At 34.7% G+C, this 17,842-nt stretch carries 9 protein-coding genes, 6 tRNA genes and 3 rRNA genes; 16 read left to right on the plus strand and 2 right to left on the minus strand.

Going from position 1 to position 17,842, the window contains the following annotated elements:
• Positions 1–54 precede the first annotated feature (54 nt).
• The 7 genes from AACH12_RS04790 to AACH12_RS04820 all read left to right on the plus strand — a co-directional run bounded on the left by AACH12_RS04790 (position 55) and on the right by AACH12_RS04820 (position 8,111).
• A complete protein-coding gene (locus AACH12_RS04790; RefSeq protein ID WP_338536938.1) occupies positions 55–1,806 on the plus strand; it encodes a B12-binding domain-containing radical SAM protein in 1,752 nt (583 codons plus the stop codon).
• Between the two features lie 26 nt (positions 1,807–1,832).
• Positions 1,833–2,591, plus strand: a complete 759-nt coding sequence (locus AACH12_RS04795) for a hypothetical protein (RefSeq protein WP_338536939.1) — start codon at positions 1,833–1,835, stop codon at positions 2,589–2,591.
• 14 nt (positions 2,592–2,605) lie between these two features.
• On the plus strand, positions 2,606–3,424 hold the full coding sequence (locus tag AACH12_RS04800; protein ID WP_338536940.1) for an NAD(+)/NADH kinase: 819 nt from the start codon (positions 2,606–2,608) through the stop codon (positions 3,422–3,424).
• A 14-nt stretch (positions 3,425–3,438) separates the two neighbouring features.
• On the plus strand, positions 3,439–4,560 hold the full coding sequence (locus tag AACH12_RS04805) for a tetratricopeptide repeat protein (RefSeq protein ID WP_338536941.1): 1,122 nt from the start codon (positions 3,439–3,441) through the stop codon (positions 4,558–4,560).
• Positions 4,561–4,780: 220 nt separating this feature from the next.
• Complete coding sequence (locus AACH12_RS04810) at positions 4,781–5,689, plus strand: bifunctional enoyl-CoA hydratase/phosphate acetyltransferase (RefSeq protein ID WP_338536942.1); 909 nt, start codon at positions 4,781–4,783, stop codon at positions 5,687–5,689.
• Positions 5,690–5,757: 68 nt separating this feature from the next.
• A complete protein-coding gene (gene iorA, locus AACH12_RS04815) occupies positions 5,758–7,533 on the plus strand; it encodes an indolepyruvate ferredoxin oxidoreductase subunit alpha (protein ID WP_338536943.1) in 1,776 nt (591 codons plus the stop codon).
• A gap of 2 nt (positions 7,534–7,535) precedes the next feature.
• On the plus strand, positions 7,536–8,111 hold the full coding sequence (locus AACH12_RS04820; RefSeq protein ID WP_338536944.1) for an indolepyruvate oxidoreductase subunit beta: 576 nt from the start codon (positions 7,536–7,538) through the stop codon (positions 8,109–8,111).
• A 151-nt stretch (positions 8,112–8,262) separates the two neighbouring features.
• Here the strand turns inward: AACH12_RS04820 and AACH12_RS04825 are convergent, their stop codons facing one another.
• Together AACH12_RS04825 and trkA are read right to left on the minus strand one after the other, a co-directional pair.
• A complete protein-coding gene (locus tag AACH12_RS04825; RefSeq protein WP_338536945.1) occupies positions 8,263–9,717 on the minus strand; it encodes a TrkH family potassium uptake protein in 1,455 nt (484 codons plus the stop codon).
• Positions 9,718–11,073 carry a Trk system potassium transporter TrkA gene (gene trkA, locus AACH12_RS04830; protein ID WP_338536946.1) on the minus strand — a complete coding sequence of 452 codons (1,356 nt, stop codon included), beginning with the start codon at positions 11,071–11,073 and terminating at the stop codon, positions 9,718–9,720.
• A 736-nt stretch (positions 11,074–11,809) separates the two neighbouring features.
• On the opposite strand from trkA, the gene AACH12_RS04835 reads away from it, so the two are divergent.
• The 9 genes from AACH12_RS04835 (at position 11,810) to AACH12_RS04875 (ending at position 17,840) form a co-directional block, all read left to right on the plus strand.
• Positions 11,810–13,343 (plus strand): 16S ribosomal RNA (locus AACH12_RS04835).
• 212 nt (positions 13,344–13,555) lie between these two features.
• Positions 13,556–13,632: transfer RNA gene (locus tag AACH12_RS04840), tRNA-Ile, on the plus strand.
• 361 nt (positions 13,633–13,993) lie between these two features.
• Positions 13,994–16,919: ribosomal RNA gene (locus AACH12_RS04845) — 23S ribosomal RNA — on the plus strand.
• Between the two features lie 175 nt (positions 16,920–17,094).
• Positions 17,095–17,211 (plus strand): 5S ribosomal RNA (gene rrf, locus AACH12_RS04850).
• Together the 16S, 23S and 5S rRNA genes with 6 tRNA genes alongside form the textbook arrangement of a ribosomal RNA operon.
• 6 nt (positions 17,212–17,217) lie before the next feature.
• A tRNA-Asn gene (locus AACH12_RS04855) sits at positions 17,218–17,292 on the plus strand.
• 11 nt (positions 17,293–17,303) lie between these two features.
• Positions 17,304–17,392: transfer RNA gene (locus AACH12_RS04860), tRNA-Leu, on the plus strand.
• A 173-nt stretch (positions 17,393–17,565) separates the two neighbouring features.
• Positions 17,566–17,641 (plus strand) — tRNA-Met (locus tag AACH12_RS04865).
• A 10-nt stretch (positions 17,642–17,651) separates the two neighbouring features.
• Positions 17,652–17,726: transfer RNA gene (locus AACH12_RS04870), tRNA-Glu, on the plus strand.
• Positions 17,727–17,764: 38 nt separating this feature from the next.
• A tRNA-Val gene (locus AACH12_RS04875) sits at positions 17,765–17,840 on the plus strand.
• Positions 17,841–17,842: the final 2 nt, after the last annotated feature.

Raw genomic sequence — 17,842 nt, forward strand, 5'->3', positions numbered from 1 at the left:
GCTTTTGTGTGATATAATACATCTATCAATTATTAAATTACAAAGGAAAATAATATGAAAATTTTGTTAACAACACTTAATGCTAGATTTACTCATTCATCTTTGGCTCTGAGATATTTAAAAGCTTATAATGATAAAATAAATTCTACTGAATTCGATGTTGATATTCGAGAATTTACAATAAATCAGCACAAAGATTATATTTTAAAAGAACTTTTTACTGGAAAACATGATATGGTTGCATTTAGCTGCTATATATGGAATATTGACATGATACTTGAAATTGCAAAAAATCTAAAAAAAGTTAGTCCTAAGGTGAAAATTATACTTGGTGGTCCTGAAGTGTCTTTTGATTCAGAACTTATTTTGAAAAATAATTTATTTATTGATTTTATTATTTTTGGAGAAGGGGAAATTACATTTAATCACCTTTTAAATACTATAAAAAGCGATGAAAACTTAGCTTTGGTAGATGGTTTATCTTTTAGAATTGGGGAGAAAATAATTAAAAATAAAGAAAGAAATCAAATCGATAATTTGGATATTGTTCCATTTCCTTATTCTGATTTAAAAGAACTTGAAAATAGAATTATTTATTATGAGAGTTCGAGAGGGTGTCCATTTAATTGTCAATATTGCCTTTCTTCGCTAGAAAAAGGTGTAAGATTTTTTTCTTTTGAAAGAGTTAAGAAAGACTTAGACTTTTTTTTAAAGCGCGATGTAGTTCAAGTTAAATTTGTTGATAGGACTTTTAATGCAAATAAAGCTCATGCTTATAAAATATTTGATTATTTAATTCAGAATGATAATGGTATTACAAATTTTCATTTTGAAATGACAGCATCTTTAATTGATGATGATATGATAAGTCTTGTAAAGAATGCTAGAGAAGGTTTGTTTCAATTTGAGATAGGCGTTCAGAGTACAAATGTAGAAACTATAAAAGAAATTAAAAGGAAAATTCCGTTTGATAAGGTTAAATATGTTACTCTAAAGTTACTAGAAAGCAAAAACATACATTTGCATTTGGATCTTATTGCAGGTTTACCGTATGAAACTTTCAGTATTTTTATGAGTTCTTTTGATGATGTATTTGCTCTTAGACCGGAAAAACTTCAATTGGGATTTCTGAAACTTCTTAAAGGAAGTGGACTTAGAAAAAATATTGATATGTACGAGTATGTTTTTGATAATAAAGCTCCATATGAAGTTTTTTCAAATAAATATATTAGTTTTTCTGATATAATTAAGTTAAAAGGGATAGAAGAACTTTTAGAGTTATATTATAACTCAGGGTTATTTAAGCATACAGTCGAGTATATTCTGCTAAATTATTTTGAAAGAGAATCCGAATTTTTTGTAAAATTTAATGAATATTGGATAAGAAAAAAATTGATTCATAATTCACATGGAATGGAACAATTATTTGTTATTTTATATGAATTTATGAACGATTTATTTCCAGACAGCTTGGAAATTATTGGAGAATTATTACAGTTTGATTTTTATAGAATCGGAAAGAAAAAAGAATTTAGTTGGTATAAAAGGGATTTAAAAGAAATAAAAAAAAGTACACATGATTTTTTACATGATGAAGAAAATTTAATGAAATATTTACCAGGATATATTAATGTACCAGCAAAGGAAATATTAAAAAAAATTATAATTAGAGAGTTTTCTCATGATGTAATTCAATTAATTAATAGTGCATATAAAGAGTCGGTTCCAAAGTCAACTTTAGTGCTATTTGATTATAATGTGAGTAATAGAATATTTGATTTCTCTAATTATTATAAAATAAGATGATGAATTTGAAAGATTAAGAGGTGAAAATGGATATTATTAAGGATTTATTTGTTACAAATAAGAAGGTTTTAAAGAAAACAATAAAAAAAATGTTTAACAATCCAGCTATTTTTTTAGTAGGAGTTCCATACTTGATAATCATGTATATAGGGTTAAAGCTTGCTTCGAATATGAGTATTTTTGGTGGAATTATTATTTTTCTATTAGAAAGTGCTGTTGTTTCGAGCTATTTATATGTTATAAATGAAATTATAAGTAACAAGATTTTTGAATTATCAGACTTAAAGTATAGTTTTTCTATTTATTTAAGGAAAATTTATGTATTATTATTAATTCTTTATCTTTTTAATTTTGGAATGTCGTTGTTTGTTTTTCCACTTCTATCTTTAATTCCATTTGGAAAGATTATATTGATATTGTGTTATTTTGCATTATTTATATTGTTTAATCCTCTTCTTGAGATAATTTATCAATTCAATCTTACTGAAGTAGATTCTTTAAAGTTTTCAATAAATTTTGTTAAAAATAATTTTTTTAGTTGGTTAATTCCAAATGTTATTCTTATTGGAACTATAACAGTAGTAGTTTATTATTTTACAAATTTAGTTTTGACAATCGTAAATACTCCGCTTTACAACGTCAACTTTGCACTAAAATTTGTAATATTCCTAATTCTTGGTCAAGGATTTATTGGTACAATAATGATATATAGGGGAGAACTATTTGATATTCTTTCAAATACAACAAGAAAAAAAAGATTATTCAATAGATTAAATGATAAGTAAGGTAGGGGTTATATATGAAAAATATTATGCTATTTAATAATAATAGAAAAGCTTCCTTAAAAACTAAAGAGCAACTGAAAGGTATTCTAATTAAAAATGGATTTAATATAGTAACAGAAAAAGCGAATTTAATCATTGTAATTGGTGGTGATGGTACTATGCTTAGTGCAATTAGAAAGCATAGGTATAAAAACACGCCTTTTCTAGGTATAAATACCGGAAGTTTAGGTTTTTTGCCGAGTATTTCTCCGAATGAAATCGAAAAAATAATTAGTATATTAAAAAATAAAGATTATAAAATTATGAGTTATCCTTTACTTGAAGTAAAAGGTGTAACTGTAAAGGGAAATAAGTTGTTTCATTATGCATTTAATGAAATACTTATTAAGCATTTAGATCCTACAATTATGGAAGCTAAAATATATATTAATGGCAAGCCTTTTAATTATTTTACTGGAGATGGTTTTATTATTTCAACGCCCATCGGTGCAACGGGTTATGCTATATGGGCAGGTGGTGTTGCAACACATTCAGAACTCCCAGTATACCAAATAACACCCTTAAATCCTAATGATAATAGTATTAATAGACCACTTAAAACAAGCATGATTGTTCCGGTAGATACTCTACTCGATATTAAGATTGTTAAAGATAAATATCGAGCTGTAATTGTAGCATGTGATGGTAGAAAAGTTAGCAATGATTATATATCAGAATTACATATAAGTGCTTCTCATAAAGCAATAAAGATATTAAGATGGGGAGAATATGATTATTTCGATTTATATAAAAATAAAATAATTGACAAAAATATTAGTAAAATTATTTTTTGATTTTAGGAGGAAATATGTCAAAAGAATTTGAAAAATTTTTACTTAAAAAAACTAACGAAGTAGTTTTTATTGAGCTAAAAGAAAATAAAACAGTGGAATTTAATGGTGTAGTAATTGATAGTAAAACTCCACTTCCAGTACTACTTACAAACATTGTTGGTAAAGTTAATGAGGTATCAATTTCAGATTTTAAAACAAACGATTTTATAGATGGAATGGCTTATATAATTGGAATTGATAATGAGTTTATTCACAAAAGTAAATACATTGATTTACTACTAGCAATTGATAAAGAAATTTGGAAAAAATTTCTATCAAAATCTTTGTTCTTGGCGAACAATGGAAATAAAATTGATGCTATTATTTATTTAAGAGTAGCAAATGTTTTAAAAAAGGGTAATATTGATATTTTATATAATTATTCACGAATCCTAGAAGAAATGTCAAATGATAGTTCTTTTGATGATAATGAAAAAAATATATTTTTAGATGAATCTTTTAATTCGTTTAAAGAATTTATTAATGAATTTCCTGATTATCCATTTGGATATTACCATTTAGGATTTCATTATTATAATAAGAAAAACTATGCTATTGCAAGTGAAATGTGGAAAAAGTCGATTACGCTTAATATTAATGAGGATAAGAGAGATGAACTTATCGAAAGAATTAATGATATTGATGCTAAAGTTAAATACGAAGAAGGATATAATTTAGTTATTAATGGAATGCATGAAGAAGGTTTAGTAAAACTACTTCCTTTAGAAAATGATTATAGTGATTGGTGGAATCTAATGTTTTTTATTGGGTTAGCCTATAGAGGTTTAGAAAATTATTCAAAAGCACTGAAATACTATTTCAAGGTACTTGATCTAAATACTGGAAGCATAGAAACATATAATGAAGTCGGATTGTGCTTAATGGCTGAAGAAAAATATTTAGAAGCAGAAAAATATTTTAAAGAAGCTCAAAAAATGCATATTGACTCTTCTGATATATGGTGCAATTTAGGAATTGTATATTTTAAACAAAATAAGTTAGACCTTGCTAAGGAGTATATTAATAAAGCATTTGAGCTAAATCCTGATGATGAAGTTACTCTTGCATGGAAATCACATATTGAGTCAATGAATTAATTTTAAAACTAAACATTAAACATTTAAAATAACAAATCATATATTTGATTTGTTATTTTTTTAAATTAATTTTATTGTTGTTTTTAAAAATAATTATGAAATTAATAAAAAAATATTACAAAATTCTTGCAAGTATGCTAAAAGTTTTGTATTATTATAGTGACAGTTAATTTTGTTGAAGTGTTCAACAAAAATGTGAAGAAAATGTGGGGGTGAGAGATTGATTAATAATATTGATGAACTTTTTGAAAAAGCAAAAGTTCAAAAAACTATGAAACTTGTTGTTGCTGCTGCGCAGGATACGGATGTATTAGAAGCTGTTTCAAAAGCTGCTGAGGAAAAAATAATTTTGCCTATTTTAGTAGGAGATAAAAATGCAATTGAATCAATTGCAAAAGAAAAAGGTTTAGATATTTCTCCTTATGAAATAATTGATGAGTGCAATTTAACTGAAGTTGCAAGAATTTCAGTAAAACTTGTTTCAGATGGAAAAGCAGATTTTCTAATGAAAGGTCTTATTGACACTGCTATATTACTTAGAGCAGTTTTAGATAAAGAAATTGGTCTTAGAACTGATAGCCAATTAAGTCATGTTATGATTTATGAATTAGAGAATTATCACAAATTATTATTCCTAACTGATGGTGGTATGAATATAACGCCAACTTTAGAAGAAAAAATTAAAATAACTAAAAATGCTATTGATGTAGCAAAAGCGATTGGAATTGAAACAGTTAAAATAGCAGCGTTAGCTGCAAAAGAAAAAGTAAATCCTAAAATGCCTTCAACAGTTGATGCTAGATCACTTCAAGAAGAATGTGAAAAAGGTACTTTTGGTAGTGGTGTATTACTTGAAGGACCATTAGCTTTTGATTTAGCTGTATCAAAAGAAGCTGCAAAAGTAAAAGGATTTTCAAGCAAAATAGCTGGAGATACTGATATACTTGTTGTTCCTTCAATTGAAATGGGAAATGGAATTGGTAAATCATTTAGCTATATTGCAAAGGGAAGAAGTGCAGGCGTTATAATGGGTGCAAAAGTACCCGTGGTTTTAGTTTCTAGAGCGGATTCCTATGATGCTAAATTAAGTTCAATTGCGCTTGGAAGTGTAATTGCAGCTAATATGTAATGATGTTTAAAAAATGTAGTATGTATTATTACTAGATTTTATATAAAAAATATGAGGTGATTTATCTAATGAAAAAGTTTTTAACAGGTAATGAAGCGGTTGCTCAAGGTGCTTGGGAAGCTGGAGTAACATTTGCTGCAGCTTATCCTGGAACTCCATCTACGGAAATTCTTGAGAGCGTTGCGCATTTTACGGATATTAAAGCAGAATGGGCAACTAATGAGAAAGTTGCACTTGAAACTGCAATTGGTGCTTCTGTTGCAGGAGCTAGAAGTTTAGCTGCAATGAAACATGTGGGAGTAAACGTTGCTGCAGATCCATTATTTACAATTGCGTATACTGGTGTTACTGGTGGATTAGTTCTTGTATCTGCGGATGATCCTGGTTGTCATTCATCACAGAATGAGCAAGATAATAGATATTATGCAAAATTTTCTAAAATTGCTTGTATAGAGCCAGCGGATTCAAATGAATCAAGAGACTTTATTAAAGAGGCTTATAAAATTTCAGAAGAATTCGATGTTGCAGTTCTTTTTAGAATGACTACAAGAGTTTGTCATTCAAAAGGTCTTGTTGAACTAGGGGACAGAGAAGAGTTTAAAATGATTCCTTATGTAAAAAAACCTGAAAAATTTATTGCCGCACCAGCTAATGCTAAAATTATGCACCCTAAGCTTGAAGAAAAATTGAAAAGATTAGAAGAATTTTCAAATACAACTTCTTTAAATAGAATTGAAATGCATAATAAAAAAATTGGTATAGTAACAAGTGGTGTAGCATATAGCTATGCTAAAGAAGTTTTTGGTGAAAATGCTTCTTATTTAAAAATTGGTTTTTCAAATCCTCTTCCTATGCAAAAAATAAAAGATTTTGCTAAAGAAGTAGATACTTTATATGTTATTGAAGAATTAGAGCCCTTCATTGAAGAGCAGATGATTCAAAATGGAATTGAATGTATTGGTAAAGAAAAGATTCCAAGGGTTGGTGAACTTAATCCAGATATAATAGCAAAAGCTCTATTAGGCGAAGAAAGAGAATTATTAGTTTTTCCTGAGGAAAAAATAGTAGCAAGACCTCCTACACTATGTAGCGGATGTCCACATAGAGGTTTTTTCTATTCACTCTCTAAGAAAAAAGATATTATGATTACTGGTGACATTGGATGCTACACTCTAGGAGCAAGTGAACCGTTAAATGCTACTGATACAGTTATTTGTATGGGCGCTTCTATATCAATGGCACATGGTGCTAAACAAGCATTTGTAAAAAATGGAGTTGAAAAAAGAGTATTATCTGTAATTGGAGACTCGACGTTTTTCCATACAGGAGTAAACTCTTTAATTGGAGCAGCTTATAATAATAGTAATATTGTAAGTGTTATTTTAGATAATAGAATTACAGGAATGACTGGACATCAACAGAATCCAGGTACTGGATTCTCTCTTCAAGGTGACACAACCAATCAAATAGATATTCCTGCATTAGTAAAATCGATTGGTATTAAACATGTGGTTACTATTAATCCATTAAAACTTGATGAAGTAGATAAAGCGGTTGAAGAAGCGTTTGCTTTTGAAGGACCTGCTGTTATCATAACAAGATGGCCATGTGCACTTAAAAAATATTCTAATCAAGATATTAAGGAATTTGGTTCACTTATTAATAAATGTATAGTTAACGAAGATAAATGTAAAGGATGTAGAATTTGTACAAAAACTGGTTGTCCATCAATTAGTTTTGATAAAGAAACGAAATTAGCTCATATTGATGCAAATACATGTGTTGGTTGTGAAGTTTGTCTTCAAGCATGTCCATTTGATGCAATTGAAAAGGTAGGTGAATAATAATGGCTGAAGTTAAAAATGTTTTATTTGCTGGTGTTGGTGGCCAAGGTATTATTCTTGCTAGTAAGATTCTTGCAGCAGGTTTAATAAAAGCTGGTTATGATGTAAAAATGTCTGAAGTGCATGGAATGGCTCAAAGAGGTGGAAGTGTAACCACTCAAGTTAGATTCGGAGAAAAAGTAAATTCTCCTATTATAGGAAAAGGGCAAGCAGATATTTTAGTTTCATTTGAAATTATGGAAACAGGTAAATGGTTAGATTATTTAAAAGCTGATGGAAAAGTAGTTGTAAACGAATTCAGAATTCCATCTGCACCAATATTAGTTGGGAAAATTGATTATCCAGAAGGTATTTTAGATGAAGTGAAATCGAAAGCTACGACATATTCTTTTGATGCTTCAAAAATTGCTGCTGAACTTGGAAACATTAAAACAACGAATGTTGTATTATTTGGAGCTCTTGTAAAAGCTATGGGACTTAATGATATTGATTGGGAAGAAGTAATTAGAGAAACTGTTAAAGAAAGATTTATTGATATAAACATAAAAGCACTTAAGCTTGGTATGGAGCAACTTTAGGAAAAAACTCACAAAAATATTATATAAAAGCAGTCGTGATCTTATTAGTCAAAGATCACGACTGCTTTTTAATATTTAATATACGTAAATGAACTTAATGGTTTTGGTGAATTTTTTTTCTCTTAATAATTCTATACTCATTATCATAAAATTATAATTCTCTTTTCCAAAACTTTGGTGTAAGAAGTGCAATAACAGTGAAGAGTTCTAATCTTCCAAGTAACATAAGAAATGAAAGTAATATTTTGCTAAAGTCAGAAAAATTTGAATAAGTATGTGTTGGACCAACAAATTCAAATCCAGGTCCGATATTACCAAGCGTTGCAGCAACAGCACTCGCTGCGCTTATAAAACTTATATTTTCAAAAGAAATAATTACTGTTCCAAGAATAAATATAAGCATATAGAGCATAAAAAAACTTGAAATATTAAGGAGTGTATCTTCTGAAACGGGCTTATTACCAAATTTCACTGAAACTATCGCTCTTGGGTGTATTATTTTAGTAAGTTCTCTCTTTACAAGTTTTAATAGCGCTAAGATTCTAATTACTTTGATAGAACCGCCAGTGGAACCTGCACTACCACCTACGAACATTAATAAAAATAAAATACTTTTTGAAAATGATGACCACTTTTCGTAGTCAAAAGTAGTGTAACCAGTTGTGGTAATTATCGAACTAACCTGGAACAAAGAATGTTTAAATGCATTAAACAAATTGTGATATAAGTGAAAATTTGTATCTAGTGTAATAAGAAAAACACTAATTGCAATAATACTTAAATACAATTTCAATTCACTATTTTTAATAACGTCTCTCCACTTTCCTTTATATAAATCATAATAGAGAGAGAAGTTTGCACCGGACATTATCATAAAAATAGAAATAACAATAAAAATATAAGAACTATTAAATGCTCCAATACTACCATTTCTAGTTGAAAATCCTCCGGTACCAAGTGTTCCAAAAGTGTGAACGATTGATTCGAAAGGTGTCATACCACCAAATAAAAGCAATATAAATTCTAAAATTGATATAATAATGTATGTAGCATAGAGTATTTTTGCTGTATCTTTGATTCTGGGTACTATTTTATCGGCAATTGGTCCGGGACTCTCAGCTTTGAAAACATGAAACCCTCCAGCACCCATCATAGGGAGAACGGCAACGGCAACAACCAAAATTCCCATGCCACCAATCCAATGAGTAAATGAACGCCAAAATAAAATTCCCATAGGTAAAACTTCAATATCATTAATAATAGTTGCTCCAGTAGTAGTAAATCCTGATACAGTTTCAAAAAAAGCATCAACATATGAAGGGATGCTACCTGAAATATAAAACGGCAAGGCACCAAAAATTGAAGCGAATATCCAGCCGAGTGTTACAATAACTAAACCTTCCTTTGCTTTAATTTTAGTATTAGTATTTTCTAACTTAATTCTAGTTAAAATAAATCCTATGCTAAAAGTTAAAACGATGCTTATAGCAAATGCAATCATATCGTATTGTTCTTTAAAAAGAGAAATAAGAAAAGGAGGTATCATACTTACTGCTATTATAAGTAGTAAGTATCCTAATACTTTGAAAATCATTTTATAATTCATTTATCTACCTTCCTTTAAATTGAAGAATGTTTCAAGTGCTGGAACTTCAGAAAGTAAAGAGAATACGACTATTCGATCTCCTTTACTTATAATGGAGTCACCTTTAGGTATAATTACTTTGTTTTTGTGAACAATAGCTCCAACAATAATTCCCTTTGGTAAGTTTAAATCTTTAATTTTCGTGTTTAATATTTGTAAGTTTGAAGATGCAATAATTTCAGTGACTTCTGCTTGACCATCCAGTAGCAATGAAACGGATACAACTTTTCCACCTCGTATATATTTCAAAATATTACTTGCAGTGATATTTACAGGGTTTATAGCCATATCAATTCCAAGTTTTTCTATAACGTGTATATAACTTTGTCTTGAAATTTTAGCAATTACTTTTGGAATGTTGAGTTGCTTAGCTCTAAGTGACATAAATAAGTTTTCTTCATCATATCCGGTTACGCCAATGAATACATCCATTTTAGAAAGTTCTTCTTCTTCAAGTAAATTTATATCTGTTCCATCTCCATGTATTATCAAAACATTGTCTGGGAGTGTATCTGCCAAAGTCTTGCACCTTGTAATATTTGATTCTATTATTTTAACAGAAATACCTTTTTTAGAAAGATTATCAGCTAAATAGTATCCTATTTTTCCACCGCCTAATATCATAACTTTTTTAACATTTTTTTTATTTACTGATTCTTTTAATTTTTTTGCAATAATTTCTATGTTTTCTTTTTTTCCAATAACGTAAATTATATCGTTCTCATGTAGAATTGTTCCACCGTGAGGAATGATAATATCACCATTTCTTGAAATAGCAACAATAAGGAGGCTATCGACAGATGTAAGCTCGCTTATACTTTTATTGACAAATTCACTTAAATTTCTTACATTAAAATTAACAAGGGAAACTTTGCCAAAAGCATAGTCACCAAAATAGAAAGTATAGCTTTCCATCACATACCGTAAAATTTCATTTGAAGTAGCAAGTTCAGGATTAATTACAAGGTCAATATTATATAAAGATTTTATAAAATCTAGCTGATTAGCATATTCTGGGTTTCTTATTCTTGACACTGATCTTTTACAACCTAATTTTTTAGCAATAGAACTAATTACAATATTTGTTTCATCATTGCTTGTAACAGAAATTACTAAATCATATGTATCGATGTGCAATTCTTCCAAAACTTCTTTTCTTGCGCCATTAGCATTGATTGTTAATACATCGAGATGATCCTTAAGGCGATCAAGTATTATAGGATTATTATCAATTATAGTAACATGAATTTCTCCATTTAGCATTGCGGCTGCTAGTTTTGTACCAAGTTTTCCTGCACCAACTATCATTACTTTCATAAACACCAACTTTTCAATTTATTTTGTTTCTAAAAACATACTCTATTTTATCATATATAGATACTAATAAATAGAAAGATAAGAAAAATTGTTTTAATGACTAAAAATTTTAATTATTTTAAAAAAAATAAAATAATAGTTTAGAAGTGTATATAGTTGGATAGTTATAAGATAGAATTTAATATTAAATCAAATTTGTCGCTTATTAACGCTTACAAATGATAATTGAATATGTTTTATTATGGTTATCAAAAACTCTTTATTTTATATAATTAAAGAAGAAAAAAAATAAAAAGAAAAAGAGTATAAAAAGCAAAAAAAAGTGTTGACAGATTAATCATCAAATGATATTCTATAACAGTTGCTGATGAGAGCGAGAGCGAGTCAAGGCAACAAAGAAAGTTTTAAGAAATAAAAAAACATGTTGACAAAGCAAATGGAAATGTGTTATGATTATTGAGTCGTCCGGTGAGGAAGACAAAGAAAAATTGAACTTTGAAAACTGAACAGTAAAAACGTAAGGTTTGATAGAATTAACGAGTAGTTTTAATTTATCGACGAGCGAAATGAAGGAATGTATTTAATACATGACTGAGTTGAGCGAGGAAGAAAAATTAAAAATGCGAAGTAAATTATATTAAACAAGCGGAACCTAGTCAAAATGATGAAGGAAACAAACTTGCGAGCAAGTATAAAAAACGAACTTGAAGAAACAAGTATAAAAACGCCAGCAAATTTTTTTAAGAGTTTGATCCTGGCTCAGGATGAACGCTGGCGGCGTGCCTAACACATGCAAGTCGAGCGTGAAGTTAGTGAATGAACCTTCGGGTGAATGAATTGATGGAAAGCGGCGGACGGGTGAGTAACGCGTGGGTAACCTACCCTATACAAAGGGATAGCCACTGGAAACGGTGATTAATACCTTATAAGACCACAGAATTGAGTGATTCAGTGGTAAAAGCTCCGGCGGTATAGGATGGACCCGCGTCTGATTAGCTAGTTGGTAGAGTAACGGTTTACCAAGGCGACGATCAGTAGCCGACCTGAGAGGGTGATCGGCCACACTGGAACTGAGACACGGTCCAGACTCCTACGGGAGGCAGCAGTGGGGAATATTGCACAATGGGCGCAAGCCTGATGCAGCAACGCCGCGTGAGTGATGAAGGCTTTCGGGTTGTAAAACTCTTTTCTAAGGGAAGATAAAAGACGGTACCTTAGGAATAAGCACCGGCTAACTACGTGCCAGCAGCCGCGGTAATACGTAGGGTGCAAGCGTTATCCGGAATCATTGGGCGTAAAGGGTGCGTAGGTGGTTTAACAAGTCAGAAGTGAAAGGCAACGGCTCAACCGATGTAAGCTTTTGAAACTGTTAGACTTGAGTGCAGGAGAGGAAAGTGGAATTCCTAGTGTAGCGGTGAAATGCGTAGATATTAGGAGGAACACCAGTGGCGAAGGCGACTTTCTGGACTGTAACTGACACTGAGGCACGAAAGCGTGGGGAGCAAACAGGATTAGATACCCTGGTAGTCCACGCCGTAAACGATGAATACTAGGTGTCGGGAGTCGAATCTCGGTGCCGGAGCTAACGCATTAAGTATTCCGCCTGGGGAGTACGTACGCAAGTATGAAACTCAAAGGAATTGACGGGGACCCGCACAAGCAGCGGAGCATGTGGTTTAATTCGAAGCAACGCGAAGAACCTTACCAAATCTTGACATCTATATGACCTATTCTTAATCGAGTATTTCTCTTCGGAGACATATAAGACAGGTGGTGCATGGTTGTCGTCAGCTCGTGTCGTGAGATGTTGGGTTAAGTCCCGCAACGAGCGCAACCCCTATTTTTAGTTGCCATCAGGTCAAGCTGGGCACTCTAGAGAGACTGCCGGTGACAAACCGGAGGAAGGTGGGGATGACGTCAAATCATCATGCCCCTTATGATTTGGGCTACACACGTGCTACAATGGTCGGTACAACGGGCAGCTAAGGAGTGATCTGGAGCGAATCCTAAAAAGCCGATCTCAGTTCGGATTGTAGGCTGCAACTCGCCTACATGAAGTTGGAGTTGCTAGTAATCGTGAATCAGAATGTCGCGGTGAATGCGTTCCCGGGTCTTGTACACACCGCCCGTCACACCATGGAAGTTGGGGGCACCCGAAGCCGGTGATCTAACCACGTAAGTGGAGGAAGCTGTCGAAGGTGAAATCAATGACTAGGGTGAAGTCGTAACAAGGTAGCCGTATCGGAAGGTGCGGCTGGATCACCTCCTTTCTAAGGAGACTAAAGGTTTATTACTGTTCAGTTTTGAAAGTTTAATACTTTCAAGCAAAAATAATTTTAGCGAATGGGATGAAAGTGAATTTGAAAGAATTTACAAGTAGTTCAAGGAACTAATGAACGAAGCGAACGAAACGTATTATATACGTAAGTGTGTTGAGTGAAGAAAGTGACGCGGAAGTGCGCAGAAAATTATTTCAAATTTTGGGCGTATAGCTCAGCTGGTTAGAGCGCACGCCTGATAAGCGTGAGGTCGGTGGTTCGAGTCCACTTATGCCCACCATTTAAACATGAAGTGACATATTCATGTTTAAAAAAATGCAAAATTATAAATTTGTTATGGTGTTGCATTAAAGTCGCTTAGGCGATGATTGTTCTTTGAAAACTGCATGTGGATAAAAAACGAGAAGACAAAAGAAACAAGTTTAAAAAGCGAAAGCTGTTTAAATAAAGTTATTACTATTAAAGTAGTAACACTCATCGTTTAACGAAGTTTATGTAAATAAATCAGTTAAACAAAAGGTTTTCATTAAAATTTACGAACAGTTCAAGGAAACGATGAGCTAAAAAGCGCGCGTATCTAATACGCAAGTGATTTAGCGAAGAGATGACGAAGAAATGTGAAGTAAATTGTAATGAAAAAAGGTCAAGAGAATAAGAGCATAGGGCGGATGCCTTGGCACTAGGAGCCGATGAAGGACGTGGTAAGCTGCGAAAAGTTTCGGGGAGCTGCAAGCGAGTGTAGATCCGGAAATGTCCGAATGGGGAAACCCGGCTAGTTTAATAACTAGTCATCTATAACTGAATAAATAGGTTATGAGAAGGAAACTCAGGGAACTGAAACATCTAAGTACCTGAAGGAAGAGAAAGAAAAATCGATTCCCTAAGTAGCGGCGAGCGAACGGGGAAGAGCCCAAACCGACATCTACGGAAGTCGGGGTTGTGGATAGAGAATAAAGTGATGGAGGTAGTCTAGCCGAATCGTATGGGAATGCGAACCGAAGATGGTGAAAGTCCAGTAGGCGAAAGATGAAGACCCGCGACTCTAATCCAGAGTACCACGGAGCACGTGAAACTTTGTGGGAAACAGGGAGGACCATCTCCCAAGGCTAAATACTACCTAGTGACCGATAGAGAATAGTACCGTGAGGGAAAGGTGAAAAGAACCCCGGGAGGGGAGTGAAAAGAACCTGAAACCCTATGTTTACAAGCACCGGAAGTTCCATACGAGAACAACCGGGTACTTTTTGTAGAACGGGCCAACGAGTTACGATATGTAGCGAGGTTAATTGTTTAAGACAAGGAGCCGAAGCGAAAGCGAGTCTTAAGAGGGCGAATTAGTTGCATGTCGTAGACCCGAAACCGGGTGACCTATCCATGAGCAGGGTGAAGCAAAAGTAAAATTTTGTGGAGGCCCGAACCCATATCTGTTGAAAAAGGTTGGGATGACTTGTGGATAGCGGAGAAATTCCAATCGAACTCGGAGATAGCTGGTTCTCCCCGAAATAGCTTTAGGGCTAGCCTTAAATGATGAGATCCGGAGGTAGAGCACTGAATGGCCTAGGGGTTTTCACCGACTACCGAAGCCTATCAAACTCCGAATGCCGGAATCTTTAATTTAGGAGTCAGACTACGTATGATAAGATTCGTGGTCGAAAGGGAAACAGCCCAGACCAACAGCTAAGGTCCCAAAATGTAGATTAAGTGGGAAAGGATGTGCAGTTGCTTAGACAACTAGGATGTTGGCTTAGAAGCAGCCACTCATTTAAAGAGTGCGTAATAGCTCACTAGTCGAGTGATTGTGCGCCGAAAATTACCGGGGCTAAAATCTACTACCGAAGCTTTGGCATATACTATCGTATATGGGTAGGGGAGCATTCTGCATGGAGCGAAGCAGTACCGTAAGGAGCTGTGGACTTTGCAGAAGAGAGAATGTTGGCATGAGTAGCGAGAGGCAGGTGAGAATCCTGCCCACCGAAAACCTAAGGGTTCCTGAGGAAGGTTCGTCCGCTCAGGGTAAGTCAGGACCTAAGGCGAGGACGAAAGTCGTAGTCGATGGACAACAGGTAAAGATTCCTGTACCACCGTTTATTGTATGAAAGAAGTGGTGACACAGAAGGATAGGTTAAGCGTACGAATGGAAGAGTACGTCCAAGCACAGAGTTAGATATGTTAGGTAAATCCGGCGTATTGTTCATATGATGTGTGATGGGGAGTGAAAAACAAGTAACGAAGTAACTGATTTCACACTGTCAAGAAAAGCCGCTATTTAGATAAAAGGTGCCTGTACCGTAAACCGACACAGGTAGGTAGGTAGAGAATACTAAGGTGAGCGAGATAACTATTGTTAAGGAACTCGGCAAAATGACCCCGTAACTTCGGGAGAAGGGGTGCCGATCTAGGTTCAGAGCTAAGGTCGGCCGCAGAGAATAGGCCCAAGCGACTGTTTACCAAAAACACAGGTCTCTGCTAAATCGAAAGATGAAGTATAGGGGCTGACGCCTGCCCGGTGCTGGAAGGTTATGAGGAGATGTTAGCGTAAGCGAGGCATTGAATCGAAGCCCCAGTAAACGGCGGCCGTAACTATAACGGTCCTAAGGTAGCGAAATTCCTTGTCGGGTAAGTTCCGACCCGCACGAAAGGCGTAACGATTTGGGCGCTGTCTCAACAATAGACTCGGTGAAATTGTAGTACCGGTAAAGATGCCGGTTACCCGCAGCAGGACGGAAAGACCCCGTGGAGCTTTACTGCAGCTTGGCGCTGGACTTTGATATATAATGTACAGAATAGGTGGGAGACTGTGATACATGAACGCCAGTTTGTGAGGAGTCGCCTTTGGGATACCACCCTTTGTATATCAGCGTTCTAACCTGGTACCGTGATCCGGTACAGGGACAATGTCAGGCGGGCAGTTTGACTGGGGCGGTCGCCTCCCAAAGAGTAACGGAGGCGCTCAAAGGTTCCCTCAGAATGGTTGGAAATCATTCAAAGAGTGCAAAGGCAGAAGGGAGCTTGATTGCGAGACATACAGGTCGAGCAAGTACGAAAGTAGGACTTAGTGATCCGGCGGTACCGAATGGAAGGGCCGTCGCTCAACGGATAAAAGCTACCCCGGGGATAACAGGCTTATCTCCCCCAAGAGTCCACATCGACGGGGAGGTTTGGCACCTCGATGTCGGCTCGTCTCATCCTGGGGCTGAATTAGGTCCCAAGGGTTGGGCTGTTCGCCCATTAAAGAGGCACGCGAGCTGGGTTCAGAACGTCGTGAGACAGTTCGGTCCCTATCCGCTGTGGGCGCAGGAAATTTGAGAGAATCTGTCCTTAGTACGAGAGGACCGGGATGGACATACCAATGGTGTATCAGTTGTTCTGCCAAGAGCATAGCTGAGTAGCTAAGTATGGAAAGGATAAGCGCTGAAGGCATCTAAGCGCGAAGCCCCTCTTAAGATAAGATTTCCCATCACTTCAAGTGAGTAAGACCCCAGGTAGAAAATCTGGTTGATAGGTCTAGGGTGAAAGTGCAGCAATGTATGAAGCTGATAGATACTAATAGGTCGAGGTCTTGACCACAAGAAAAAAACGTTTAATCCATATGCAGTTTTGGAAGAATAATTCCAAATATATTTGATAGAATTTACGAGTATTTCGAGATATTAACGAGTGGAAAGAATGAGCGTATTAAATACGTGAATGAAAGACACGAGGAAAATAACGAAGAAAGACGAAGTAAATTGTAGCAAATAAATCTAGTGATGATGGCAAGAAGGCTACACCTGTACCCATACCGAACACAGAAGTTAAGCTTCTTAGCGCCGATGGTACTTGGGGAGCAGTCCCCTGGGAGAGTAGGTCGTTGCTAGTTATTTGTTCCAAGGTAGCTCAATGGTGGAGCAATCGGCTGTTAACCGATAGGCTGTGGGTTCGAGCCCCACCCTTGGAGCCAAAAAATGATGTGCCGGGGTGGCGGAACTGGCAGACGCACAGGACTTAAAATCCTGCGATCCTTACCGATCGTACCGGTTCGATTCCGGTCCTCGGCACCATTTACAAAAGTTAAAAGTAATAATGTAGAAATACAAAGAAGATGAACTACATTTGTTAAAATTTGCGAGTAGTTCAAGGAAAAAATGAATAAGGTGATAGAACGTATAATATACGTGATTGAACTTTATGAAGCATTTGACGCAGAAATGCGAAGAAAATTTTATCAAATCATCGCGGAGTGGAGCAGCTGGAAGCTCGTCGGGCTCATAACCCGGAGGTCATAGGTTCGAATCCTGTCTCCGCAACCAATTTATTTACGGCTCCTTGGTCAAGCGGTTAAGACACCGCCCTTTCACGGCGGTAACAGGGGTTCAATTCCCCTAGGAGTCACCATTTATATAAGAAACATCCTAGCAAAATGAAACAAATGTGGGAGTATAGCTCAGCTGGGAGAGCATCTGCCTTACAAGCAGGGGGTCACAGGTTCGAGCCCTGTTACTCCCACCAAA

Origin of the sequence: Helicovermis profundi (assembly GCF_033097505.1) — a bacterium.
GTDB classification, from domain to species: Bacteria; Bacillota; Clostridia; order Peptostreptococcales; family Acidaminobacteraceae; genus Helicovermis; species Helicovermis profundi.

Coding starts and splice junctions, on each gene's coding strand:
- AACH12_RS04790 (WP_338536938.1), top strand. CDS start 55: ATGAAAATTTTGTTAACAACACTTAATGCTAGATTTACTCATTCATCT.
- AACH12_RS04795 (WP_338536939.1), top strand. CDS start 1,833: ATGGATATTATTAAGGATTTATTTGTTACAAATAAGAAGGTTTTAAAG.
- AACH12_RS04800 (WP_338536940.1), top strand. CDS start 2,606: ATGAAAAATATTATGCTATTTAATAATAATAGAAAAGCTTCCTTAAAA.
- AACH12_RS04805 (WP_338536941.1), top strand. CDS start 3,439: ATGTCAAAAGAATTTGAAAAATTTTTACTTAAAAAAACTAACGAAGTA.
- iorA (WP_338536943.1), top strand. CDS start 5,758: ATGAAAAAGTTTTTAACAGGTAATGAAGCGGTTGCTCAAGGTGCTTGG.
- AACH12_RS04820 (WP_338536944.1), top strand. CDS start 7,536: ATGGCTGAAGTTAAAAATGTTTTATTTGCTGGTGTTGGTGGCCAAGGT.
- AACH12_RS04825 (WP_338536945.1), bottom strand. CDS start 9,717: ATGAATTATAAAATGATTTTCAAAGTATTAGGATACTTACTACTTATA.
- trkA (WP_338536946.1), bottom strand. CDS start 11,073: ATGAAAGTAATGATAGTTGGTGCAGGAAAACTTGGTACAAAACTAGCA.